Annotated in this window: 23 protein-coding genes; 13 read left to right on the top strand and 10 right to left on the bottom strand. The window is 67.4% G+C overall.

The window, feature by feature from the left end:
- Positions 1–56 precede the first annotated feature (56 nt).
- From PKE71_RS11865 to htpX, 5 genes are all read right to left on the bottom strand, one after another.
- Positions 57–1,991, bottom strand: a complete 1,935-nt coding sequence (locus PKE71_RS11865) for a nucleoside-diphosphate sugar epimerase/dehydratase (RefSeq protein WP_271187193.1) — start codon at positions 1,989–1,991, stop codon at positions 57–59.
- Positions 1,988–3,754, bottom strand: coding sequence for a heparinase II/III family protein (locus PKE71_RS11860; RefSeq protein WP_271187192.1), 1,767 nt, complete (start codon positions 3,752–3,754; stop codon positions 1,988–1,990). Before PKE71_RS11860 ends, PKE71_RS11865 begins: the two co-directional genes overlap by 4 nt.
- A gap of 5 nt (positions 3,755–3,759) precedes the next feature.
- Entirely contained in the window at positions 3,760–4,419 is a 660-nt protein-coding gene (gene rpe, locus PKE71_RS11855; RefSeq protein WP_271187191.1) for a ribulose-phosphate 3-epimerase, read from the bottom strand.
- A gap of 72 nt (positions 4,420–4,491) precedes the next feature.
- Complete coding sequence (locus PKE71_RS11850) at positions 4,492–5,778, bottom strand: RsmB/NOP family class I SAM-dependent RNA methyltransferase (RefSeq protein WP_271187190.1); 1,287 nt, start codon at positions 5,776–5,778, stop codon at positions 4,492–4,494.
- Positions 5,779–6,018: 240 nt separating this feature from the next.
- Positions 6,019–6,915 carry a zinc metalloprotease HtpX gene (gene htpX, locus PKE71_RS11845; RefSeq protein ID WP_271187189.1) on the bottom strand — a complete coding sequence of 299 codons (897 nt, stop codon included), beginning with the start codon at positions 6,913–6,915 and terminating at the stop codon, positions 6,019–6,021.
- Positions 6,916–7,003: 88 nt separating this feature from the next.
- Here htpX and PKE71_RS11840 point away from each other — a divergent pair, with 88 nt between their 5' ends.
- Complete coding sequence (locus tag PKE71_RS11840) at positions 7,004–7,201, top strand: DUF1674 domain-containing protein (protein WP_373878814.1); 198 nt, start codon at positions 7,004–7,006, stop codon at positions 7,199–7,201.
- 117 nt (positions 7,202–7,318) lie between these two features.
- Complete coding sequence (locus PKE71_RS11835; RefSeq protein ID WP_271187187.1) at positions 7,319–7,882, top strand: hypothetical protein; 564 nt, start codon at positions 7,319–7,321, stop codon at positions 7,880–7,882.
- Positions 7,883–8,404: 522 nt separating this feature from the next.
- Here PKE71_RS11835 and pyrF read toward each other — a convergent pair.
- From pyrF to glsA, 3 genes are read right to left on the bottom strand one after another with little or no spacing between them, the layout of a single operon-like run.
- The gene (pyrF, locus tag PKE71_RS11830) at positions 8,405–9,106 is read right to left on the bottom strand and encodes an orotidine-5'-phosphate decarboxylase (RefSeq protein ID WP_271187186.1); all 702 of its coding nucleotides are present in this window, start codon (positions 9,104–9,106) and stop codon (positions 8,405–8,407) included.
- A 9-nt stretch (positions 9,107–9,115) separates the two neighbouring features.
- Positions 9,116–9,742 carry a LysE family translocator gene (locus tag PKE71_RS11825; protein ID WP_271187185.1) on the bottom strand — a complete coding sequence of 209 codons (627 nt, stop codon included), beginning with the start codon at positions 9,740–9,742 and terminating at the stop codon, positions 9,116–9,118.
- Positions 9,743–9,802: 60 nt separating this feature from the next.
- Complete coding sequence (glsA, locus tag PKE71_RS11820; protein ID WP_271187184.1) at positions 9,803–11,080, bottom strand: glutaminase A; 1,278 nt, start codon at positions 11,078–11,080, stop codon at positions 9,803–9,805.
- Positions 11,081–11,657: 577 nt separating this feature from the next.
- Between glsA and PKE71_RS11815 the strand changes: the two genes are divergently transcribed.
- The 5 genes from PKE71_RS11815 to PKE71_RS11795 all read left to right on the top strand — a co-directional run bounded on the left by PKE71_RS11815 (position 11,658) and on the right by PKE71_RS11795 (position 16,398).
- Positions 11,658–11,921 (top strand): hypothetical protein, encoded by a 264-nt coding sequence (locus PKE71_RS11815; RefSeq protein WP_271187183.1) that lies wholly within the window; start codon positions 11,658–11,660, stop codon positions 11,919–11,921.
- A 678-nt stretch (positions 11,922–12,599) separates the two neighbouring features.
- Positions 12,600–13,832, top strand: a complete 1,233-nt coding sequence (locus PKE71_RS11810) for an argininosuccinate synthase (protein WP_271187182.1) — start codon at positions 12,600–12,602, stop codon at positions 13,830–13,832.
- A 205-nt stretch (positions 13,833–14,037) separates the two neighbouring features.
- Complete coding sequence (locus PKE71_RS11805) at positions 14,038–15,174, top strand: sensor histidine kinase (RefSeq protein ID WP_271187181.1); 1,137 nt, start codon at positions 14,038–14,040, stop codon at positions 15,172–15,174.
- A gap of 109 nt (positions 15,175–15,283) precedes the next feature.
- Positions 15,284–15,922, top strand: coding sequence for a histidine phosphatase family protein (locus tag PKE71_RS11800; protein WP_271187180.1), 639 nt, complete (start codon positions 15,284–15,286; stop codon positions 15,920–15,922).
- A complete protein-coding gene (locus tag PKE71_RS11795) occupies positions 15,922–16,398 on the top strand; it encodes a low molecular weight protein-tyrosine-phosphatase (protein WP_271187179.1) in 477 nt (158 codons plus the stop codon). The genes PKE71_RS11800 and PKE71_RS11795 overlap by 1 nt, the downstream gene beginning before the upstream one ends.
- Here the strand turns inward: PKE71_RS11795 and thpR are convergent.
- Complete coding sequence (gene thpR / locus PKE71_RS11790) at positions 16,383–16,922, bottom strand: RNA 2',3'-cyclic phosphodiesterase (RefSeq protein ID WP_271187178.1); 540 nt, start codon at positions 16,920–16,922, stop codon at positions 16,383–16,385. The two genes, PKE71_RS11795 and thpR, sit on opposite strands and share 16 nt — an antisense overlap.
- Positions 16,923–17,137: 215 nt before the next feature.
- On the opposite strand from thpR, the gene PKE71_RS11785 reads away from it, so the two are divergent.
- On the top strand, positions 17,138–17,908 hold the full coding sequence (locus PKE71_RS11785; protein WP_271187177.1) for a Bax inhibitor-1/YccA family protein: 771 nt from the start codon (positions 17,138–17,140) through the stop codon (positions 17,906–17,908).
- A gap of 267 nt (positions 17,909–18,175) precedes the next feature.
- Here the strand turns inward: PKE71_RS11785 and PKE71_RS11780 are convergent, their stop codons facing one another.
- Positions 18,176–18,517: a DUF2794 domain-containing protein gene (locus tag PKE71_RS11780; RefSeq protein WP_271187176.1), complete on the bottom strand. Its 342-nt coding sequence runs from the start codon at positions 18,515–18,517 to the stop codon at positions 18,176–18,178.
- A 296-nt stretch (positions 18,518–18,813) separates the two neighbouring features.
- Here PKE71_RS11780 and PKE71_RS11775 point away from each other — a divergent pair, with 296 nt between their 5' ends.
- From PKE71_RS11775 to PKE71_RS11755, 5 genes are read left to right on the top strand one after another with little or no spacing between them, the layout of a single operon-like run.
- Positions 18,814–19,563, top strand: coding sequence for an ABC transporter ATP-binding protein (locus tag PKE71_RS11775; protein ID WP_271187175.1), 750 nt, complete (start codon positions 18,814–18,816; stop codon positions 19,561–19,563).
- A complete protein-coding gene (locus PKE71_RS11770) occupies positions 19,560–20,303 on the top strand; it encodes an ABC transporter permease (protein ID WP_271187174.1) in 744 nt (247 codons plus the stop codon). Before PKE71_RS11775 ends, PKE71_RS11770 begins: the two co-directional genes overlap by 4 nt.
- Positions 20,300–22,147 carry a Gldg family protein gene (locus tag PKE71_RS11765; RefSeq protein ID WP_271187173.1) on the top strand — a complete coding sequence of 616 codons (1,848 nt, stop codon included), beginning with the start codon at positions 20,300–20,302 and terminating at the stop codon, positions 22,145–22,147. The genes PKE71_RS11770 and PKE71_RS11765 overlap by 4 nt, the downstream gene beginning before the upstream one ends.
- Positions 22,144–23,220, top strand: coding sequence for a DUF4340 domain-containing protein (locus PKE71_RS11760; protein ID WP_271187172.1), 1,077 nt, complete (start codon positions 22,144–22,146; stop codon positions 23,218–23,220). The genes PKE71_RS11765 and PKE71_RS11760 overlap by 4 nt, the downstream gene beginning before the upstream one ends.
- Positions 23,186–23,566, top strand: a complete 381-nt coding sequence (locus tag PKE71_RS11755) for a VOC family protein (RefSeq protein ID WP_271187171.1) — start codon at positions 23,186–23,188, stop codon at positions 23,564–23,566. The genes PKE71_RS11760 and PKE71_RS11755 overlap by 35 nt, the downstream gene beginning before the upstream one ends.
- Positions 23,567–23,600 lie beyond the last annotated feature (34 nt).

Below are 23,600 nucleotides of genomic sequence, written 5' to 3'. Positions count from 1 at the left end.
GCTCCGTTGTAACCATCCGGATGTGCGCGGCGAGGTATCCATCACGGCGCAGCAAGTCAATCCGCGGCCGTGGCAGGCCGCAGGGCGCACAGCGCGCCCAAGGCTTCGGAAACGGCTGCGGCGTCACCGCTGCGGGCCGCATCGAGCAGGCATTCCAGTTCGGCCGCAACCGCTTCGGTGTCGAGAACCGGACCGGTGATCGACCAGACGCCGTCAATGGCGGTCGGTTCGCGGCGCTCAAAGGCGTAGACAAGGTTTTCGTGGCGTTTTTCGCCGGGCCGCAGGCCGACAATCGAGATCGCACCGGGCGCGTCCGGGTCGCGGCCGCGCAGGCGCAGGAGCTGCCGCGCCAGGCGCAGGATCGAGACCGGCTCACCCATGTCCAGCACGTACAGGGCGCCATTGAGGTCGGCATCGAAAGCGGTCTGGGCGGCCGCATCGAGCACGAGGCCCGAGGCCTCCTCGACGGTCATGAAATAGCGGGTCGCATCCGGATCGGTCACGGTAACCGGGTCCCCGGCCTCGATCTGGCGCTCGAACAACGGCACGACCGAGCCGGTCGAGCCGAGCACATTGCCGAAGCGCACGACGCAGATGCGGGTCTCCGAGCCGTCGGCAGCGGCCGAGCGGGCATAGAGTTCCGCGGCGCGCTTGGTCGCGCCCATGACATTGCCCGGATCGACGGCCTTGTCGGTCGAGATCAGGGCGACGATGCGGGCACCGTAGCGTTTGGCCATCTCGATCGTGTTGACCGTGCCGATGACATTCGTGCGCACCGCCTCGCCGGGATTGAGCTCGCTCATCGGCACGTGTTTCAGCGCAGCGGCGTGCAGAACCACATCCGGGCGCTCTTCGGCGAAGGCGGTTTCCAGACGCTGGGTGTCGCGGATATCGCCCAGCATGGCGCGCCATTGCATGTTCGGCCGGTGGCGGGCGAATTCGAGGTCGATCTCGTAGAGATTGGCCTCGGACGCGTCGAAGAAGATCAGCTTTTCCGGATTGAGCGTTGCCGCCAGCCGCGCCAGCTGCGAGCCGATCGTGCCGCCGGCCCCGGTGATCATCACGCGGCGGCCTTCGATCAGCGGCCGGGCGGGTTCCAGGTTCGGCGGCCGCGGCGGACGGTTCAGCAGGTCGGCCGCTTCCACCGGCGAGAAGGCGCCCGGGCCTTCGGACGGGCGGGCGCGGGACAGTTTGGCCCCGGTGCGGGCAGCCACGCGGATCAGCTCGTTGACCACTTCCACATCGGTATTCGTGCCGGCGAGTACCAGGCGCGGCGCCAGGGTTTCGGCCTGGGCCAGCCGGTTCAGCGCCGGGGTCAGCGCATGCAGACCGCCCAGCACAGGCACGCCGCGAATGGCGTGACCGGTCAGCTGCGAGCCCGGTTCGATCAGGCCCTTCGGCCGGAAGGGTGCAGATCCGTTGCGCCGGACAATGTCGCGCAGGGCCTCATCCAGATCGGCTTCCGAGCCGACCAGGATCGCGGCGGGCTTGGAGCGGTCTTCCACCTGCAGCACGCCGCGCAGGCCCTGGGTGCGAAAGGCGGCCAGCAGGAAGCGCGGCGCCAGCAGGAGGCCGATCAGGATCGGGATGTCGATCAGGATCGCCGTCCGCGGAAAGCCGTCCAGCCGGTTGATCAGGAACAGCATCGGCAGGAAGACCAGATTGGCCACCAGGACCGCACGGACGATGCGGGCGGCATCGTTCAGGGCGGTATAGCGCCACAGGCCGCGATGCAGGCCTTCCAGCGGGAAGACGATGGCACAGGCCAGTGCGAACACCGTCACCGATTGCAGCATGACCTGTTCGGGCGGACCGTCCGGTTCGAACCGGTAGCGCAGCAGGACCGCCGCCCACATCGAGAAGGCGCCGGCGGCGAGATCGAACAGCGCAACCGCCACCATCGACAACTGGTTGCGCGTGGTGGCCAGATTGCCTGAAACGGTCTGACGCGCTCGCCTGCGGCGTCCGTCCTGAGGACGCGGTGTGCTCATCCGGTTTCCCCTTCTGCGCCGCCGACCTGGCCGAGACGCTGAAAAGCCCAGCGAACGCGATTGGGCGGCCGGTCCCCGGCACCAAAGGGTTCTGCTTCTCCCTGTACTACAATCTGTGTGGCGCGTTGTGGAGGTGCGCCCGCAGCCAGATACACAGAACGCTCCAGCCGGATCGGGCCGCCATCGGTGCGGAACCGCCAGCCATCGCCATTGGGCTGGACCAGAAGCGCGCTCATGGAATCACGCGACAGGGAGGCGCGGACATCGGGGTGCAGGTGAAAGCGGATCGCAAAGCGCCAGCGCACATCGACATCGTCCGGCGCCCCATCATTGACGGGCCGGAACAGCGCATCCTCGCCGCGGACATCGCCACCATCGGCCGCCAGGAAAATCCGCCGTCTATGCGACAGGCCGTATTCCTCGCGATAGCCTTCGTGGATGCCCTCCAGCCAGATGCCCATCTCCTCCTCATTGCGGCGCGCCGAGACCGAGGCCGGCGCTGTGGCGAGGCGCGGCCCCAGAAGGTCGCGCTTCCAGCCGGGCGGGAAGAGGCGGGCCGAGGAGGTTTCGTCGAGGATGAGCGTGGAGTGGGCCGCCGTCGCGCGCACGGCCTCGCGCCAGCTGGCAGGCTGGTCGTCATGCCAGCCGCAATTCACCACCAGGCGGCCACCGGACGTGCACAGCTCGAAAGCCAGCGCGCTGGCATGGGCGCCGGTGCTCAGCGGCCCCTTGGGGGCGTTGCCGACATCGAGCAGCACGGTGGCTTCGCCGGCTTCGGCGCGGTGATAGCCGGAATGGGGGGCAAAGCCGAAGGGGCGCGCGCGGGTGTCGTCGTGGTCGAGCGCGGCCTTGAGCGCGTGGCGATCGCCTTCGCCGCCACCATGGAAACTGGCCAGCCCGTCATCCGACATGCGGAAGAAGCGGACCATGGGCGCCAGCCGGTCGATGGCGCGGCGCACTTCCTGTGGCAGGTCTGCACCGGCGGCCTGGGCCGCTTCGCGTACGGTGACGAGGTCGATCAGGGCTTCCGCGCAGGCGCGCGGCGAGCGGGTGACATGACCGCCATCGGGCAGGATCTGGCGCTGGACCTCGCGGGCCAGCGCCTGGAAGCCGGCGCGTTGCAGGGCGTCGCGGCCGGGCAGGCACAGACCGGTCAGGGTGAGCGCGGCGGCGCTTTGCAGACGGGTCGTGCCGTCCGGCGCGATCGCGATCGAGCGCTGCAGATAGCGCGCCTGGCGCAGCAGCGAGCGGAAACGGGCCTGGCGCGCCTTGCGGCTGTCTTCGTCGCCATTGAACAGGGCATCGCCGCAACGCAGCCAGTTCAACAGGCGCATCGACAGGATATCGTGCGACCAGGCGAAACTGTTCCAGCGGCCGAAATTGTCGATCCAGCTGTCGACATAACGCCGGACAGCATCCGGGCCGTCATCGGCGTCGGCGGCGAGGCAGTCGCGCATCCAGCCGAACGCGTGCAGGCGGCGGGCAAAGGCACGGGTCGGTGCGGGCTGCAGCCAGGTGGTGGCGGGACCGTCGGTCGACAGGCTTTCCCCGGCCAGGGTGAAACGGCCGTTCAGGATCGCTTCGCCGCGCTCGCGATTGGGGGCGTAGACATCTTCCGGCAGGACACTCAGCGCGTCGGGCAGCCCGCCCAGATCGCTCAGCCCGGAGGGCAGGCCGATGGCGTGCAGCGTCGAGGAGGCCTCGCGCCGCAGTGCCATGACGGTGGCGGCGGTATAATCGGACAGACGCACCGCACGAGCCATGGCGATCAGCCGCGAAGTGCTGCGATATTGTCGCGATAGGCGTCCGGCCCGCCGCGGAATACCGCCGATCCGGCGACCAGCGCGTGGGCGCCGGCCGAGATACAGGCTTTCGCCGTGTCCGGGTTCACCCCGCCATCCACCTCGATCAGGGTCGGCAGGCCGCGGCGGTCGATCGTCTGGCGCAGACCCTCGATCTTGCGCAGCTGGCTGTCGATGAAGCTCTGGCCGCCAAAGCCCGGATTTACGCTCATCACCAGCACAAGGTCGAGCTCGTCGAGGACATAATCCAGCGTCTCGCCCGGGGTCGACGGGTTGAGTGCGGCGCCGGCCTTCCTGCCGGTGCTGCGGATCTTCTGGACCGTGCGGTGGAAGTGCGGGCCGGCTTCCGGGTGCGCCGTGATCATGTCGGCCCCGGCTTCGGCAAAGGCGTCGATATACGGGTCGACCGGCGTGATCATCAGATGCACGTCGAACGGTTTTTCAGAATGCGGACGCAGCGATTTGATGACGCCCGGCCCGATCGTCAGATTGGGTACGAAATGACCGTCCATGACATCGACATGGATCCAGTCGGCCCCGGCTTCGTCGATCGCACGAACCTCTTCGCCCAGCTTGGCGAAATCGGCCGAAAGGATCGACGGCGAGATGATTGTGGAAGCGCCCATGCAAGTCCGATAACAGGGGGGCCGGACCGGCGCAAGACGGCCGGTGGTCCGGCCCTTGCGGCAGACGGCCGGCTAACTGCTCTTTTCGAACCGGGCCGCGAAAAACCCGTCCATTCCGCCGCGGTCTGCCCACAGGGCCGGGGTCAGGCGCAGCCAGCCTTCCGGGGTGATGGCTTCGGCCAGGCCGGGCACTTCCCCGTCCTGGATCGCGACGGGCTTCAGGTCCTTGCGGGTTTCCAGCAGGCGGGCAGCAAGCTGTTCGCCCTCTTCCGGCTGCAGCGAACAGGTACAGATCACCATCCAGCCGCCCGGACGCAGCATGCGGGCGGCGGCACCGGCCATCTCCAGCTGCAGCCTGGACATGCGCTGGACATCGCCCGGCTTCTTGATCCAGCCGGCTTCGGGATGGCGGCGCATCGTGCCGGTGGCCGTGCAGGGCGCGTCCAGCAGGACCGCGTCGGCCGGACCTTTCGGCCGGAAGCGGCGGACATCCTCGACCGCGACCGCGGCGCGCAGCCCGGTGCGCGAGAGATTGTCACGCAGGCGTTTCAGCCGGCCCTCATTGTCGTCGACAGCCGTGACGCGGGCGCCCAGCGCAGCAAGCTGCAGCGTCTTGCCGCCGGGAGCGGCACACAGGTCGGCGACGTGGTCGCCGGACTTCACGCCGAGCAGGGTGGCCGGGATTGCGGCGGCGGCATCCTGGGCCCACCAGGCCCCTTCGCGGAAGCCGGGCAATTGCGTGATATCGCCGATCTCCCTGCGGCGCAGCGTGCCGTTCGGCAGGATTTCCGCGCCCAGCGCCCCGGCCCAGCGTTCGCGCTCGACGGGGTCTTTCACGGTGATGTCGAGCGGCGGCGGCTGCATCTGCACATTGGTGATGCGCGACAGCGCGCCCGGGCCGTAGGCCTTGCGCCAGGAGCGGGATACCCAGTCGGGAAGATTGTCGCGCGGGGCGGTACGGGCGGCGAGGTCCGGTCCTTCCGTGCTGACCTTGCGCAGGACGGCGTTGACGACGCCCTTCAGCCCGTAGGTCTCGGTCGTGTCCTGGCACAGGGCGACGGTGGTCGACACCACGGCGTGCGGCGGGCCGTCCATCCACAGAAGCTGGGTCGCGCCGGTGACCAGCAGGGCGGCGGCATATTCGGTGGTTTCCTCGAGCGGCTTGGCGAGGAAGTGGTCGAGCACTTTGCGGGTCTGGCCGAGGCGGCGGAATGTGGTCGCCAGAATGGCGCGCGCAAACGCACGGTCCCGGTCGCTCATCTTGCGATAGCCGGGCGTGTGTTCCAGCGCGGGTTCCAGGGCGCGCCGGTCGCGCAGGATGGTGGCATAGGCCAGGGCGGCGCAGCGCCGCGGGGGCAATCCGTCTTTCATGGCGCGGGAGCTAGCACGCGCAGGCGCGCCCGTCTAATGCGCGTTGCTGGCCTTCCTCCCCACGCGAGTGGGGAGGGCGACCGCGCCGCAGGCGTGGTGGAGGGGCGCCGCGCGGATGCGCGGCGATATGGGCCCGGTGCGAATACGCCGGCTTTGCCGGCACCCCTTCGACCCGCAGCTCCGCTGCGGCCCACTTCCCCACGGATGTGGGGAAGAAAACCGGTGCCTTTACCCCCATGGACCGCGCGGGGCCCAGGGGCCGGACTGGACCGGAGCGGCGGCGCCGGCCATTTCGCGCAGCCGGGCGATCCGGTTGGCGGTATCCGGGTGGGTGGAGAAGAGATTGTCCATCCGCTGGCCGTTCAGCGGGTTGATGATGAACATGTGGGCCGTCGCCGGATTGCGCTCGGCGCTGTCATTGACGGTGCGGCGGGCCGTGCGCTCGATCTTTTCCAGCGCGCTGGCCAGCGCCATCGGTTTGCCCATGATCTCGGCCCCGATCCGGTCGGCCTCGTATTCGCGGGCGCGGCTGATCGCGCTCTGCACCAGCATGGCGGCCATGGGGGCAAAGATCATCAGCGCGATCGAGCCGATCAGGCCGGCGCGGTTATTGCCGCCGAAGAAGAGCGCGAAATTCGCCAGCATGCCGATCGCACCGGCCAGGGTGGCGGTGACGGTCATGGTCAGCGTGTCGCGGTTTTTCACATGGGCGAGCTCGTGCGCCATCACGCCCTGCACCTCTTCCCGGTCGAGCCGGGCCAGAAGGCCGGTCGTCGCGGCGACGGCGGCATGGTTCGGGTCGCGGCCGGTGGCGAAGGCGTTGGGCTGGTCGCTCTCGATCACGAAGACGCGCGGCACCGGCAGGCCGGCGCGGCGGGCGAGATGTTCGACATCGGCGGCATACTGGCGCAATTGCGGATGGCGTTCGTCCGGACCGATCTCGCGGGCGCCATGCATGCGCAGCACCATGTCGGCACTGTTCCACCAGGCAAACAGGTTCATGCCCCCGGCAATGACCAGGGCGATCATCGCGCCGGCGGCTCCGCCCAGCACATAGCCGATCGCCATGAAGAGGGCGGTCATGCCGGCGAGCAGGAGGAAGGTTCTCAATCCGTTGGCAGTCATGGTTCTGGCAGTTTCCATTCTTGGCGACAGGCCCCTGTCGGACTAGATAAATGGGATGACCCAGAAAGAACGGCAAGACGGGACGGGCATGGCGGGAATCCCTGCTGCTGCGGCGCCCGGCAAGACATTGAGCCCGGCCGCCCGGCGGGCGCTGGAAGAGGCCGAGGCACGCCGCAAGGCGCAGGCGGAGGCCGAGCTGCCGCCGGAAACCGGCGGACGCCGCAACGGGCCGGAACCCACCCGCTATGGCGACTGGGAGAAGAAGGGCATTCTAAGCGACTTCTGAGGGGGTGCGGATAGTTGAGCACGTATCCCCGGTTTCGCGTGCCGGGTGCACGGACTTCGTAATCCCGCCCGCCCGCGGTACTGTGCCGGAATGGCACACGCTTTACGCCCTGTTTTCATGGTTTTGGCGACCGCGCTCCTGGCGGCACCGGCGGCGTTTGCGCAGACCGGCAGCGCGCCGGCGCGGGAATGTTCGCCCGAGGATATCCGCCAGGCCCTGGCCGGGGCGTATACTGGCCCTGCCTGCCGGTTCACGCAGATGCCGGACGAGGCGCAACGCCCTCAACCGTCAGGGTTTTCCGCCGATGTGACCCGGCTGGAAGGGGCGCCGCGGCAGACCCGTCGCACAGACGTCGCACAGTTGCACCATTCGTATGACATTGTGACCACATACGAGACCCGTTCCAGTGACACAGTGCGCCATAGGGTGACGCAGACCGCGGATTACGCACCGGCATCCCGCGAGACCCTCACCCTGGATCCGAGCTTCTTCACCGGTGCGCTGGCCGGCGGGGTCGAGCGTCCCTTCACGCCGCTCTACAGCTATCGCGGCATCGTCCTGATTTCCGCCTCGGGCGAGGTGCGCACGCGTTTTGCCGGCCTCTCGCACACGGCACGGCAAGTGCGCGCCATGGACACGCGCCGCGCCCACGCCCCGGCGCGGGCCTATCCTTACGATTAGGCGGGTTTCGGTTCGGGTCGACGCTGATTGCGCACATCCGCACCGACCGTCACCCTGACGAAAGTCAGGGCCCAGCTCATAGCGCGAGGTAGGTGCAAATTCGCGCCCATCCCGCACGACGGCCTATGTGATCCGAGCCCATCTCACGCGAATCCCGCTTTGCGATCTGGGTCCTGACCTTCATCAGGATGACGAGGTTTGGTTGGACAGGGAGGAAGCACCCATTTCTCCCGGACAAAGGCCCGCAGAAGCAGGCTGCAGATCCGGGATCTACCGGAGATCACTTCAAGTGATGAGTTTCCCGTAGGTCCCGGCGCTTTGCCCGGCCTTCGCCGGGCTTCCGGCCGGGAAAACGTGGAGGGGTATGGGTAAGTGCGCGCTCGCGATCACCGAGCCTTATGAACTGGGCCCTGACTTTCGTCAGGGTGACGGCGAATAGGATTGCGTCGGAGCCTTGTTTTCGCACGTCACCTGGCCGGAATGGCGTCTGTCCATCCGCGATGACAGCAGAAATGCCCCCGCTCAGGCCGGAACGCCGCGCATCTCTTCAACAATCGCCCGTGCGGCGGCGGCCGGATCATCGGCGGCGTTGACGGGGCGGCCGACCACGAGGTGGGTGGCGCCCCGGGCGAGGGCTGCGGCCGGGGTGGCGACGCGCTTCTGGTCGCCGATATCGGCACCGGCCGGACGGATGCCCGGGGTGACGATCAGGAAATCACCGCCGAAGCGCTGGCGGATCTCGGTGGCTTCGTGAGCGCTGGCCACGACACCGTCGACACCGGCTTCGAGCGCCTGTTCCACACGGCGCAGGACGAGATCGCGGGCGCCATAGGCATAGCCCATCTCGGCCAGCATGGCGTCGTCATAACTGGTCAGCACGGTGACGCCGAGAATGCGCAGGCTTGAACCTTCGCGCCCGGCGACGGCGGCGCGCATCACCGGCGGTTCGGCGTGCACGGTCAGCAGGTCGGCGCCGCCGGCGGTGATCGACCGGGTCGCCTTTTCCACCGTGGCGGGGATGTCGTGCAGCTTGAAGTCCAGGAAGACGTCCTTGCCGGCGCTCTTGAGGCGGCGGCAGAGGTCCATCCCGCCCACGGGGAGCAGCTGGAGACCGATCTTGTAGAAGCTGACGGCATCGCCGACGGCCTCGACGATCGACCAGGCCTGGCCGGTGGTCGGCACGTCGAGCGCGACAATGAGGCGGGGATCTGCGGTGTGCGACATGGGCGCTTTCTAGGTCGCATTGCCCGAAAAGATCAAGCGCAGACCGAGCCCGCCGAACGCGGTGGCGGCGATGCCGTTGAGCACGCGGCGGGAAATGCGCGAGGATTTCAGCTGCTGCTGGGCGGCGCCGGCGGCAAACACGATCACGGTCAGCACGACGCCGCCGATGGCGAAGAAGACCAGGCCGAGCGTCAGCATCTGCAGCCAGACCGGGCCCAGTTCGGCATTGGTGAATTGCGGCAGCAGCGCCAGGAAGAAGAGGCCGATCTTGGGATTGAGCAGATTGGTCACCAGGCCGCGGCGGAAGGCGCGCGCGGCGCTGCCGGCGCCCTCGGCCTCGATCGGCGCATCGAGGCTGCGGAATGTTTTCCAGCCCAGCCAGATCAGATAGGCGGCCCCGGCATAGCGCACGGCTGTCAGGGCATGTTCGGAGGCGGCGATCAGCGCCGCCAGCCCGCCGGCGGCGGCAATCGTCCACACCAGACCGCCGGTGCAGATGCCCGCGACAGCGCCCAGACCGGCGCGCGGTCCGCGCGAGGCGGCGGTGGCGAGGGTGAAGGCCATGTCGGGACCCGGTGTCAGGGCCAGGGCGATGCCGGCGGCCAGGAAAAGCGGGAAAAGCGAGAGGTCGAGCATGGCGGACTCCGGGCCGGTTTCCGGCACTATGACGCCATCCCGCCGCTCTGGCGAGCGTTGTCAGTCCGTGGCAACGCCGGCGAAGATGTGGAACGGGTAGTCCTCGATCAGCCGCCGGGAAAACTCGATACCGCGCACGCAATTGCCCTGCCGGTCGAGCCGCGGCGAGAACAGTGCGATACCGGCGATACCCGGTATGACGATCATCAGACCGCCGGACACACCGGACTTGGCGGGCAGGCCGACCGAGAAGGCGTATTCGCCGGAATAGTCGTACATGCCGCATGTCAGCATCAATGACAGTGTGTTGCGCACGATGCGCGGGTCGATCACCCGGTGGCCGGTGAGCGGACACACCCCGCCATTGGCCAGCATCGCGGCGCCCACTGACAGGCCCTGACAGTCCAGCGTCAGCGAACAGGTGCGCAAATAAAGATCGAGGGCGGCCCCGGTATCGGTGCCTTCGGGAAAGGCGTCATGCTCGTCCATCAGCTTGACCAGGGAGAGATTGCGCGCTGCTGTCTGGCGTTCGGACCGGTAGACCGCTTCGTCAAAACCGCACGCCGCGCCGCCCGCCGCCGAAGCCACGAAGCGCTGCACCAGGTCGAGCCGGTCGGCAAGGGGGCGCGAGGGGCGGATCATGGCGGCGCACATGATGGCGCCGGAATTGATCATCGGATTGTGCGGCCGGTTGTCCGGGTCCAGCGCCAGCTCGTTGAAGCGGCGGCCCGAAGGCTCGCGTCCGACATGGCGGTGCACCTGGTTCTCGCCGTTCAGCGCCAGGGCGAGGGCATAGTTCAGCGGTTTCACCACCGATTGCAGGCAGAAGGCCTGCTCTGCATCGCCCAGGGCGAGACGCTGTCCGTCCAGGCTGCACACGGCCAGGCCGAACTGGTCCGGGTCCTGGCGGGCGAGCTCGGGGATATAGCGGGCCACCGTGCCGGCGCGGTTCTCGCGGGCATAGTCGAACAGATTGGCGATACGGCCGGAAAATCCCGCGAAACCGGCAATGGCCAGCTGGCCGTCCAGCGCCCGCTCCACCAGGCGCAGTGCGTCCGCCGGAATTTCCGCGCCGGCTTCGAACACGTCGGGCTTCAGCGGACGGGCCTCCCCGTCCAGAGCTGCTTTCAGACCGGCAAGGCGCGGAATGTCGAGGTCCACGCCGTCACGCGACAGTCTTTCCGCCAGCGCCTGTGTCGTGCCGATACCGGCCTGTTTCGCCGTCCGGCACAGCGCACGCAGCCGCTCATCCTGCGCCGCCCGGTCGCTGCGATCATGCTCGAAGCGCGCACGGCGCCCGCGAAAACGGGAAAATCGGGACAGTCCGGACCGGTTCATGCGGCGAGCATGACGCGGATTGCGTGTGTGTCCAAGCGGGGGCGGCGGTTTGTCCGATTTCGCTCTGTGCTGCCTCACTCGCCGTCATCCTGACGAAGGTCAGGACCCAGCTCATAGAGGGAGATTTGGGCTTTAGGGGCTCAAATCGTGTCGAGCCATCATGTGGGATAGATGCGAGACCGCGATCACCCGGCTTTACGAACTGGGCCCTGACCTTCGTCAGGGTGACGGTGTTTGTTGCGGCGTTTGCGTTTTCTTTTCGCCTCTCTCGATTTTTCCCGGACGAAGGCCCGCGAAGGCGGGCTGCAGATCCGGGACCGACCGAAGATCATCTCAAGCGATGCGTTTCCCGTCGGTCCCGGCGCTTTGCCCGGCCTTCGCCGGGTGGAAGCCTGCGCCCGCGGAAGCGGGTGGCCGGGAAAAGCGTGGGTTGGAGTTTCAGAGGCGATGGGCGCAGCTCCAGGCACCGGTTTCCGCCTTCTCTCAAGCGAGAGCGGACGAGCAGGGATAAAGACTCCACAGAACTTTGTAGCAATGTCACTGTGTGAGCATGACTGGGGATGCGAGTCGATACTTCGTGAAATTGATGGTGCGGACGTTCCAGCCGACCGTTCGCGTCACAGACGCAATATCAATCCTGTTGTCAGCTGGAATCCCTCTTTCATACTACCTACGCGGCGACTCCATGCCTGAAGGCATGCCGGAAGCCATTGGATTGTGGGCTGCTTCCGCCGCATTGGGCGTTATTTGCTTAAGGCTTTTCATTTTCGCTCCATTCTCTATTTGGGCTGAGGAATACAAGGATCGCGAAGCATTAGCTGACGAGCTAGGCAAGCCCTAATTCCTGATCCGCAAAAGTATCGCGAAGGATCAGGCAAAAAGTCGTCGAGAGCTAGTTAAGGTGCTGGCCGAAATATCTATCTGGGCCAACTACTCATTCATGTGGCAAATCGACTCTGGGTCTGAGTATGCCGATGATCATGACGCGTATCTCAGCGCCCGAAAAAGAGCACGGCATATCGCTGAGACATTGATGTACAGCCCAGAGCTGCGGGACCGGTGCATCGCGGCGATCGAGGCGTGTGATATATACACAAGCACTTTTCGAAATGATCGCGGCGGTTGCCCGAAGGCTCGCGCACACATGGACTTAAAACTGGCAGAAGCAATTCGCTTTCTTAACTAAGCCAATCGCACCGGTATTTCATACATCAACTCCGCCGGTATGGATGGCCTCATAGAGCAGTATTGTAGCTACCAACGGGCTTTCCCCCTCATCCGCCCTTCGGGCACCTTCTCCCCGGGGAGAAGGGGTTGGGGCGGGTGTTTGCGGCCAAGTGCGAGATGGCGGCTACCCGGCCTTCGCCGGGCGGAAGCCTGCGCCCGCGGAAGCGGGTGGCCGGGAAAAATGTGGTGGAGAAGGCGGTGTTTGCAGTGCCAAACCTGTGCACCCGCTCATTCCCCTTGCGTGCGCACGGGCTTGGCGGTAGGCGAACGGCAGACGAAAAGGAAATGCGCCATGCCTGCCAAAAAGCCTGTGAAAAAGGTTGTTCTTGCCTATTCCGGCGGTCTCGACACGTCGGTGATCCTGAAATGGCTCCAGGATCAGTATGGCGCGGAAGTCGTGACCTTCACGGCCGATCTGGGCCAGGGCGAGGAGCTGGAACCGGCGCGCAAGAAGGCCGAAGCGGCCGGCGTGAAGGACATTTTCATCGAGGATCTGCGCGAGGAATTCGTGCGCGACTTCGTTTTCCCGATGGTGCGCGCCAATGCGGTCTATGAGGGTCTTTACCTGCTGGGCACCTCGATCGCCCGGCCGCTGATCTCCAAGCGTCTGGTGGAGATTGCCCACGAAACCGGCGCCGACGCCGTGGCGCACGGCGCGACCGGCAAGGGCAATGACCAGGTGCGGTTCGAGCTGGGCGTCTATGCGCTGGACCCGGACCTGCGCGTGATCGCGCCCTGGCGGGAATGGGATCTCAATTCGCGCACCAAGCTGATCGCCTATGCCGAACAGCACGGCATCCAGGTGGCCAAGGACAAGCGCGGCGAGGCGCCCTTCTCGGTCGATGCCAATCTCTGGCACACCTCGTCGGAGGGCAAGGTGCTGGAAAATCCGGCCGAGGAAGCCTCGGACATCGTCTTCCAGCGCACGGTCGACCCGGTCGATGCGCCGGACACGCCGGAATATGTCACGATCAGCTTCGAACGCGGCGACGCGACGGCGGTGAACGGCAAGGCGCTGTCCCCTGCCATGCTCCTGACAGAACTGAACGAGCTGGGCCGCAAGCACGGGATCGGCCGTCTCGATCTGGTGGAGAACCGCTTCGTCGGCATGAAGTCGCGCGGCATCTACGAGACGCCGGGCGGCACCATCCTGATGGCGGCCCATCGCGGCATCGAACAGCTCACCCTCGACCGCGGTGCCGCGCACCTCAAGGACGAGCTGATGCCGAAATACGCCAAGCTGCTGTATGAAGGCTTCTGGTTCTCCCCGGAGCGCGAAATGCTGCAGGCGGCGATCGACAAGAGTCAGGAGTTTGTCACGGGCGATGTCCGTCTGAAACTCTACAAGGGCTCGGCCAATGTCGTCGGCCGCTCCTCCGACCACACGCTGTATTCCGAGGCGCATGTGACCTTCGAGGAAGACGATGTCTACGACCAGAAGGATGCCGAGGGCTTCATCCGCCTCAACGCGCTGCGCCTGCAGCTGATGGCCCGCCGCAAGCGCCGTCTGGGCCGCAACGACTGATCCGGGCGGAGCGCAATTTCCCTGTCCCTGCCGCCCGATCGCCGCATTCCGTTGCGATGAATGAAATATTCATTGCGCCGGGCGGCGCTTTACACCGCCCCACCCCGGGTCGAGGGTTACCGGCTGCCGGCGGTGAGGCCGGTGGCGGATATGGAGCAGAGCGGGCGTTTGACCATGTGTACCCCGGTCGGGGGCGGGTGAAGACATGCACTCGGCCCTGCTGACGATATTGCTGGATCTGCTGTTCGTCGCGGCCGGAACCGTCGCGGCCGCCTATCTGTGGACGCATGCCCGGTCGATCCAGTTCGCCGGCGCGGTGCGCGCCGTGCAGGTGCTGTCCGTCGGTATCGTGCTGTGGGCGGCCTATTATCTCGCCGATGCCCTCCTGCATATTGCCGGCCCGCTGGTGCTGCCGCCGGATGTGCTCGCCGTCTGGGTCGATCTTGCCGGACACCGCATCCGTCCGCTGTCCGATGCCGTGGCCGTCGCCCTGATGCTGATCGGCTTTGTCATGCTGATCCGCCGGCTGGGACGGCTCCTGTCGCGGATGCGGCGCTCGGCGAGCCGGATGCAGGTCGAGCTGTCCTCGCGCGACACGCTGGAGGCGGAACTCAAGACCGAGGCCGAGATGCAGCGCGCCCTGCGCCAGTCGAAATCGGAATTCCTCATGGGGCTGAGCCATGAGCTGCAGACGCCGCTGAACGGCATTCTCGGCCTGGCCAGCCTCTTGGCCAATACCGAGCTGGATGCCGAACAGCGCCGTCTCCTGACCACGCTGGAACAGTCGGCCCAGGCGACGCTGAACCGGGTCAGCGATGTGCTGGACCTGTCGCAGCTGGAAAACGGCAGGGTGGAGTTGCGCAGCACGGTGTTCGAGCCGTGCGAGCTGGTCCGGTCGGTGACCGGCCTGTTTGCGCCGCTGGCGGCAGAGCGCGGCCTGGAACTGGGCCCGGCCTGCGGTGACGACGGCAAGCAGCCGATGATCGGCGACCCCGGCCGGATCAAGCAGATCCTCACCCAGCTGGTGTCCAACGCCGTCAAGTTCACGCCGGCAGGGCGGATCACCGTCGATGTGAAAGCCGAGCCCATCGATCCCGATCATGCGCGCCTGACCTTCATCGTCACCGATACCGGGATCGGCATGACGCCGGAAGAGCTCGGCCTCGCGACCGGGACGCGCACGCTGCGGACCGGATCGGGCAGCGGGATCGGCCTGTCGATCTGCCATCGCCTGGTCGATCTGATGCAGGGCGAGCTGGTCTTCGACAGCACGCCGGGCGCCGGCACGCAGGCGCGCGCCTGCATTGTCGTGCAGATCGAGCCGGATTCGGTAGACGTCTGAGCCCCTGGCGGCGTGCGGGGACCGCAATCTGTCCGCTTCCTCATGGAAGGGTAATTTGCCAGCCGGGCTGCCGCGGCTAGTCTCGCCACACTCTAAGGGGAGGCTCATCATGATCGCGACTTATCTTTCCGCACTTGTGCTCACGGCGGCCGGCCTGGACGGCGCCGCAGCGGCGGACTTCGACCGCCCGGCCCTGCTGGAGCTGGCACCGGCGGACCTGCAGGCCGATATCGCCGCGTCCGGCCGCCACATCCTGGTGGTGCGGCACGCCTACAAGATCTCGCCGGACTGCAATGGTATGGAATGTCCGCTCAGCGAGACGGGCGAGGCGATGGTGGCGCGGCTGTCCGGCCTGCTCGGCGAGGCGCCGGTCGACCGGGCCTATGCAAGCGCTGCCTGCCGCACCCGGCTGACGGCGGCGGCCGGACATGCCGAGGTGGTCGCGCACCAGGCCGTTGACGGCTATGCCGCCGACTGCACGCCGGGCGCCACGATCGAACGCCAGCGTTCCGCGGCCTTTGCCGAGGCGCGCGACGGCGAGGCCCGCTGGACGCTCGCCGGCGAGCATTCCAACACCTCCTGCCTGTGGCTGGCCGAGTTTGCCGGCACTGCCGCCGCCGAAGCTGCGGGCTGCGCAGAGGGCCGCCTGCCGGAAACCGCCTATGGCGACATCTACTGGCTTTATCAGTCCGGCGGTGGCTGGCAGCTCGCTGTGCTGCCCGGCGCCTTCAGCGTCGATGCCGAGTGATGCGTCTGCTCTTCGTGTGCACCGGGAATATCTGCCGTTCGCCGACGGCGGAAGCGGTGGCCCGGGCGCGGATCGAGGCGCTGGGGCTGGACTGGCGCGTCGAGTCCGCCGGTACCAGCGGCTGGCATGAGGGCGAGCCGCCGGACCCGCGCAGCCAGGCGGCGGCCGCCGCCCGCGGCTACAGTTTCGACGGGCTCGCGGCGCGGGCCCTGACCGCGGACGATTTCACGCGCTTCGATCACATCCTGGCGATGGACAGCGGCCATCACAGCCATCTGCACCGTCTTGCGCCGCCGGGCGTGTCGGGCCGGATTTCCCGCCTGATGGACTGGGCGCCGGGCGTGGCGATGGACGACGTTCCGGACCCCTATTACGGCACAGATGCCGGGTTCGAGGATGTGCTCGACCTGGTCGAGGCCGGGGTGGACGGGCTGATTGCTGCCCTGCGTGCACAGCCCGGTCAGGCCAGCGGATAGTCGGCCTCGGCTTCGTAGATATTGGCGTCGCCGCGGGTGATCCAGCTGGAATAGAGGCTGAAATGCGTGGCCATCCAGGCCCCGGTCTCCAGATCGCTGGCGCGCTGGGTAAAGCGGTTGGCCTTGTCCACCGGCGTGCCCTGCAGATAGGCGATCGTCATGTGCGGGTGGAAATTGCGCGTCTCCGGCTTCAGACCGGCGCGCCGCGCTGCCCGCTCGCACTTGCCCGCCAGCGTGGCAACGGCCTCGCCGGCCTCGACGCCCAGCCAGAGCGCGCGCGGATCCGCCTTGCCGAACCAGCCCGCCCCCCTGAGCCGCACGGTGAAGGGGTCCATCCGGATATTCGCCAGCTCGGCATCGAGGTCCTCGGCCGTGCGCTCGTCGATCTCGCCGAAAAACCGCAGCGTGATGTGGAAATTCTCCACCGGCCGCCAGCGCGCGCCCGGCACGCCCTTCTGCAGGCGCACCAGCCCCGCCCCGATCTCCTCGGGCACGGGCAGGGCGGCAAACAGGCGCAGGGACATGGACCGGGACTCCGCAACGGGCTCTCAAGTGCCTAGGACAATTCGTACCGGCTCGGCAATGGCGCCCGGGAGGTGTCAGCTTCTGACAGGGGGGACGCGACCCCCACCGCGTCCCGCCTTGCCATTTTGCCCGGTCGCCCCGATATTGCAGGACAAAGCGCCCTGTCGGCGCGCGGCGTGTTTCCGCACGCCCTGACTACGAGAGAGACGTAACGATGAACGACTTTTCCCGCACCTATTCCGGCGCCCAGTCGATGGACATGTCGCGGGATGCCGGCCTGCGCAAATTCATGCTCGGCGTCTACAACAAGATGGGCCTGGGCCTGCTGATCTCGGCCGCCCTGGCCTATGCGGTCGGTACCGTCGCGCCGCTGACGGCGCTGGTCTACGGCACGCCGCTGCTCTTTGTCGTGCAATGGGGTCCGCTGGCCCTGCTGTTCGGCTCGATGTTCTTCATGCGCAATCCCTCGCCGACCGGTTCGGCCCTGCTCTACTGGGCGATCGTCGCCCTGATCGGTACCGGTCTGAGCATCTGGGTCGTGATGGCGGGCGGCGCTGCGCCGGACGGCATCACCACGTCGGGCGGCCGGACGCTGGCGATCAGCTGGGCGACCATCGTGCAGGCCTTCACCATCACTGCCGGTGCCTTCCTGGGCCTGTCGGTGTTCGGCTACACGACCAAGATCAACCTGCAGCCGATCCACTCCTTCCTGTTCATGGGCATGATCGGCGCGATCATCCTGGGTGTGCTGAACGCCTTCTTCTTCCACTCGGCCGGCCTGGAACTGCTGCTGCAGTTCGGCGTGCTGCTGCTGATGGCGGGCGTGACGGCCTGGCAGACCCAGAGCCTGAAAGTGATGTACTACCAGGTGGCGGGCGACCAGCGCTCGATGGCCGTGCTCACCAATATGGGCGCGCTGAACCTCTACATCGCCTTCATCAACATGTTCCAGATCATCCTCTCGCTGCTGGGCAGCCGCGAATAGGATCGGCGGACATCGCACAGAAAACGGCCCCCGGGGAAAACTCCGGGGGCTTTTTTGCGGGTGTTGTGCGAGCGGGCAACCGCGGGCTGTCATCCCGGCCATATGGCCTGCGCAGGCAGGCTGGAGGGCCGGGACCCATACGCTCGCTCTCTGCCGAAAGCAGGCTCGACGTACGCGACATCTGGGCACGCACCGGGATTATGGGTCCCGGACTTGCGCCCCGCCTTCGCGGGGCATTCATCCGGGATGACAAGTGTCGCTGAAGTTTCAGTCCACCACGTGGAAGCGCTTCTTGTCGAAGACGCGCAGGACCTGGGCGAGGTCGTGGCCGCGCTTGAGGATCTTGCCGTCCATGCCGACCACCTTGTAGGCGCCCTGGCGCTGGGCCTCGGCAGGCGCCTTGATCACGGCATACATCGGCATCTCGCTGTGCCGGCGGAAGATCGAGAACACGGCCTGGTCCTTCAGCCCGTCGATCGCATAGTCCTTCCACTCGCCGCGGCCGACGAAATGACCGTAGACGCGCAGGATGATGTCCAGTTCCCGGCGTTCCCACATCACCGATTGTGGCGCCGGACGCACGCTGTGAGGGCTTGCTGTCACTCGCATTCTCCCGTGGGTTGAATGGCCGTTTACAGCTTACAAACATTTCACGCGGTGCCGCAAAGTCGCCACATTCCCGACCAGTTCCCGCCATACCGCGAAGCCACCGTCCAACGCGTCGGCCGGTCGCGTCAACGTTCCGGATCCTGGATTTAGACAGCCCCCCCAGCCCCCCGGGTCAAGGAGCGGCGATCCGGTCGACACCCTCACCCCCTCTTCTGCCCGCCTGTTTCGCCTCTGGCCAAGCGCGCGCCGGCACGCTAACGCTAGGGCCCTCTCAGCTTCGAGTCTCCGAGCGTTTCATGCTGGTTGCCGACCATCTGACCAAGGATTTCGGACCGCGCCGCGCCGTCGACGACGTCTCCTTCACGCTGGAGCGCGGCGAGGTGCTGGGCTTTCTAGGCCCCAATGGCGCGGGCAAGACCACCACGATGCGCATGCTGGCCGGCGCGCTGGAAGCGGACGAGGGCCGCGCCTCGATCGCCGGTCATGACTGCGTCGCCGCACGCCTGGAAGCGCAGGCCCGGCTGGGCTATCTGCCCGAAGGCGCGCCCGCCTATCCGGCCATGTCGCCGCGCGATTTCGTCGCTTTCAGCCTGCGTGCGCGCGGCTTTTCCGGCGACAGTCTGAAACGCGCCGCCGCGCTGGCACTGGAGCGCGCGAATCTGGGCGGTTATGAGCGTCAGCCCATCGGCACGCTGTCCAAGGGATACAAGCGCCGGGCCGCGCTGGCGGCCGCCATCGCCCATGATCCGCCGGTGCTGATTCTCGACGAACCGACCGACGGGCTGGACCCCAACCAGAAGGACGGGGTGCGCCAGCTGATCCGCGACATGGCGCCGGACAAGGCGATCATCATCTCCACCCATATCCTGGAGGAAGTGCCTGCCGTGTGCTCGCGGGCCATCGTGATTGCCCGCGGCCGGCTCCTGTTCGACGGCTCGCCGCGCGAACTGGCGGAGCTGGCACCGGAACGCCAGATCGAGGCGGCCTTCCGCCAGCTCACCCTGGCCCCTGACGATGATGGCAACACGCCGGAGGCGGCGGCGTGATCCACACACTCCGGGCCATCTACCGGCGCGAGCTGGGCGCCTATTTCCTGACGCCGCTGGCCTATGTCTTCCTGGCCGTGTTCGGCTTCGCCGCGCCGGCCTTTGCCTTCCATGTCGGCCGTTTCTTCGACACCAACCGGGCCGATCTCGCCCCCCTGTTCGACTATCTGCCCTGGCTGCTGGTGATCCTGATGCCGGCGCTGGCGATGCGCGCCTGGGCGGAAGAGCGCGATCGCGGCACGCTGGAATTCCTGATGGCGCTGCCGATCCCGCTCTGGGCGATGGCGGGCGGGAAATTCCTCGCCGCCTGGACGATGGCCGCGCTGGCCATCGCGCTGACCTTCCCGATGTGGATCGCGGTCAATTATCTCGGCGAGCCGGACAATGCCGCCATCGCCACCGCCTATCTGGGCACCCTCCTTCTGGCCGGGGCCTATCTGGCGGTCGGCCAGGCCCTGTCGGCGACCACGGCCAACCAGGTCGTCGCTTTCGTGCTCGGTGCCGGGGCCGCCTTCCTGCTGACCATGGCGGGCCTGCCCTTCGTGCTGTCCGTGCTCGGCGCCAGCGCACCGGCGGCGGTGACCGAATTCGTCGCCGGCCTGTCGGCGCTGGACCACTACAACGCCTTCCGCAATGGCGTGATCGGCCTGGCGGACCTGGTCTACTTCCTCGGCCTGATCGGCATCTGCCTGGCCATGGGCGGCGTGCTGGTGTCCGAACGGCGCGGAGGCGGCCGATGAAACGCGCCCTCTTCATGCCGCTGATGCTGCTGGCGCTCGCCGTGATCTTCCTGGCGGGCAACCAGATCGCCGGGCTGACCCTGCGCAGCTGGCGGCTCGACCTGACCGAACAGGGGCTCTACCGCCTCTCGCCGGGCACCGAAGAGGTGATCGGCCGGCTGACGGAACCGGTGGAGTGGCGCTTCTACTATTCCCGCGCCGAGGCCGCCCAGTATCCGGCGATCCGCGCCTATGCCAGCCGGGTGCGTGAAATGCTGGAAGCCTATGCCGACCGGTCCGGCGGCATGATCCGGCTGACCGAGATCGATCCCCAGCCCTTCTCGCCGGACGAGGACGCCGCGCTGGAGGCGGGCCTTCAGGCTGTGCCGACCGAGGCCGGTACCTCGCTCTATTTCGGCCTGGTGGCGCGCAATTCCATCGACGAACAGGCGGTGATCCCGGTCTTCCGCGAGGATTCCGAGGCGCGGCTGGAATATGATCTCACCCGTGTGATTTCCGATCTGGAACGGCCGCGCCGGCCGCGCATCGCCGTTGTCACAAGCCTGCCGATCACGCCGGATACCGGCGCGCCCAACCGCTTCGTCACCGAGCTGAGCAGCGCCTACGAGATTATCTGGGTCGATCGCGATTTCCAGGACCTGCCCGAGGCCGATGCGCTTTTGCTGCTGCACCCGGGCGAGCTGAGCGAGGCCCAGCTCTACCGCATCGACCAGCACGTGCTGACCCGCGGCCGGCTGCTCGCCTTCATCGACCCGCTGGCGCATGTCGCCATGCGGCCGGGACCGGACGGTCTGCCGCCGATCCGCGCGCGGCGCTCCTCGGACCTGGGGCCGCTGCTGGCGCGCTGGGGCGTGCGCTATGACGCCCAGAGCGTTGCCATGGACCGGGCGCTCGGCCTGCCGGTCGAGATTGTCGATGCCGACGGGCGGGCGCGCCGCCGCGCCTATCCCTTGTGGTTCTCGGTCGGCCAGGCCCAGCTGTCCGGCGAGGACCTGGCCACGGCAACGCTCGATCTGGGCATCAATTTCGGCTCGCCCGGCTATCTCGAACCGGTCGGCCAGCCCGGCATGACGGTGACGCCGCTGGTCGTCACCTCGCCGGAAGGCGCCGCCGTCGATGCCGATATCGCCGCCGGTGCGCCGGGGCCGGACGATCTTCTGCGCGGCTATCAGCCCGCACCGGCACCGCTGGTGCTGGCGGCGCGCCTGTCCGGCTTGCCGGAAACCGCCTTTCCGGACGGTCCGCCCGCGGGCGACACGCTGTTCAGCCCGGCCGATCATGTTGGCCAGGCCGATGCCCCGGTCGATATCACCGTGGTCGCCGATGCCGACTGGCTGGACGATACTTATTATGTCCGTTCCGACCCGGCGGTTGGCGACATGATGGTGGCCGACAATCTCACCCTGGCGCTGAACCTGATCGATATGGCGGCCGGCGACCGGGCGCTGATCGAGGTGCGATCGCGCACGCCCTCGCTGCGGCCGATGAGCCGGGTCGACCGGCTGCGCGAGGCTGCCGAGACGCGCTATCTGGAAATCCAGGATGCGCTGGAGCAGGAAATCGCCGATGCCGAGGCACAGCTGGACAGTCTGACCGGCTCGGGCCAGGCCTCGGCCTTCCTGTCCGCCTCGGGCGCTGCCCAGCGCGAGGAGGCCGAGCGCCTGCGCCACCAGATCGCCGGGACGCGGGCCGAGCTGCGCGCCGTCGAGCGGGATTTCCGCCGCGATATCGATGCGCTGAACGCCACGCTGCAATTCTGGACCATCGGTGCGCCGCCGGTGCTGATCATCCTGGCCGGGATTGCCGGGGCGCTGGTGCGCCGCCGCCGGGGGAGGCCGTCATGAGCCACCGCATGGACCGGACGCGCCGCAACCGGCTCGCCCTTGCAGGCGTGCTGGCGCTCGCGCTTCTCGGTCTCGCCGCCGGGCTGACCTGGAACCAGGCGCGCCAGGCCTGGCAGCCGGAGGTTTCCGGCCCGGTCCTGCCGGACTGGCCGCAGGCGGTGGCCGAGGCCGCCGAGATCGAGATCGACAGTGCCGCCGATCATTTCACCCTGACGCGCAGCGAGAGCGGCTGGATCATGCCCAGCCGTGACGGGCATCCCGTGCTCGCGAGCCGGCTGGCCGAGCTCGACGCCTTCCTGGCGGGGCTGGACTATGCCGGCGCGCGCACGGCAGACCCGGCCAAGCATGCCCGCCTGGGCCTGGGGGGCCGGGGCGAAGAGGGCGAGGCGACCCGGCTGACCGTGCGCGATGCCTCCGGCGCCGTGCGGGTCGATATCCTCATCGGACGTGAAACCGAGACCGGGATCTATGTGCGCTTTCCGGGCCGCAACCGCACCTATGCCGCGCGCCCGGGCGAGACGGCGGCCAGCCTGCCGCCGATCGCCGAGGCGGGTCACTGGCTGGATCTGGATTTCCTGGAACTGGGCGCCAACGCCATCGCCGTCAGCACGATCGTGCCGGAAGCGGGTCCGGCCTACCGGCTGGAACGCCCCTCGCCGAGCGTGCGCAGCTTCGCCCTGCGCCAGCCGGGCGGCTGGACACTGATCACCGCGGCGGCGGGCAATGGTCCGGCCAGCGCGCTGGCGCGGGTGCGCTTTCGCGATGTGCGCGCAGCCTCGCGCCTTGAAGGCGAGGTCGTCGCCCGCCATATCGCCGAGACCTTCGACGGCGTGCGCGTGAGCCTGGACGTGCTGGCGCTGGGTGAAACGCGCTGGGCGGTGTTGCGGGCGCAAGCCCTGACCGACGATGCCGGCGACGCGGCCGGAGCGATCAATGCGGCGGCCGACGGGTGGGCCTTCCTGCTGTCGGAGCTGACGCTGGACCGCCTGATCCGGCCGCTGGACCAGATTGCCGATCCCAGGCGGGAGACCGAAACCGATGCAGCTGAACCAGATAACCCTCCCCGTCAGTGACATCCCGCGCTCGAAGGCCTTCTACCTTCAGCTCGGTTTCCGGCTCCTGGTCGACAGTCCGCACTATTGCCGCTTCCTGGCGCCCGAGGGCGAGACGACGTTTTCCATCCATGTCGAGACCGGCCCGATCCATCCCGGCGCGGTGATCTATCTGGAAGATGCGGACATGGATGCGCGCGTGCGCGAACTGGAGGCGAAGGGCCTGGTCTTCGAGACACAGCCGGAGGATCAGTCCTGGCTGTGGCGCGAGGCGATCCTTGCCGACCCCGACGGCCACAAGATCAAGATCTACCATGCCGGCGAAAACCGCATCGACCCGCCCTGGCGCGTGAAGCCGGAGGCTTAGAGCTCCGGATTCGCGTCGAATGGCCCGATTTGCC

Source organism: Maricaulis virginensis, from assembly GCF_027922185.1.
Lineage (GTDB): Bacteria > Pseudomonadota > Alphaproteobacteria > Caulobacterales > Maricaulaceae > Maricaulis > Maricaulis virginensis.
Note: the sequence above shows the minus strand (reverse complement) of the source record. Positions and strands in the feature narration are given on the sequence as shown.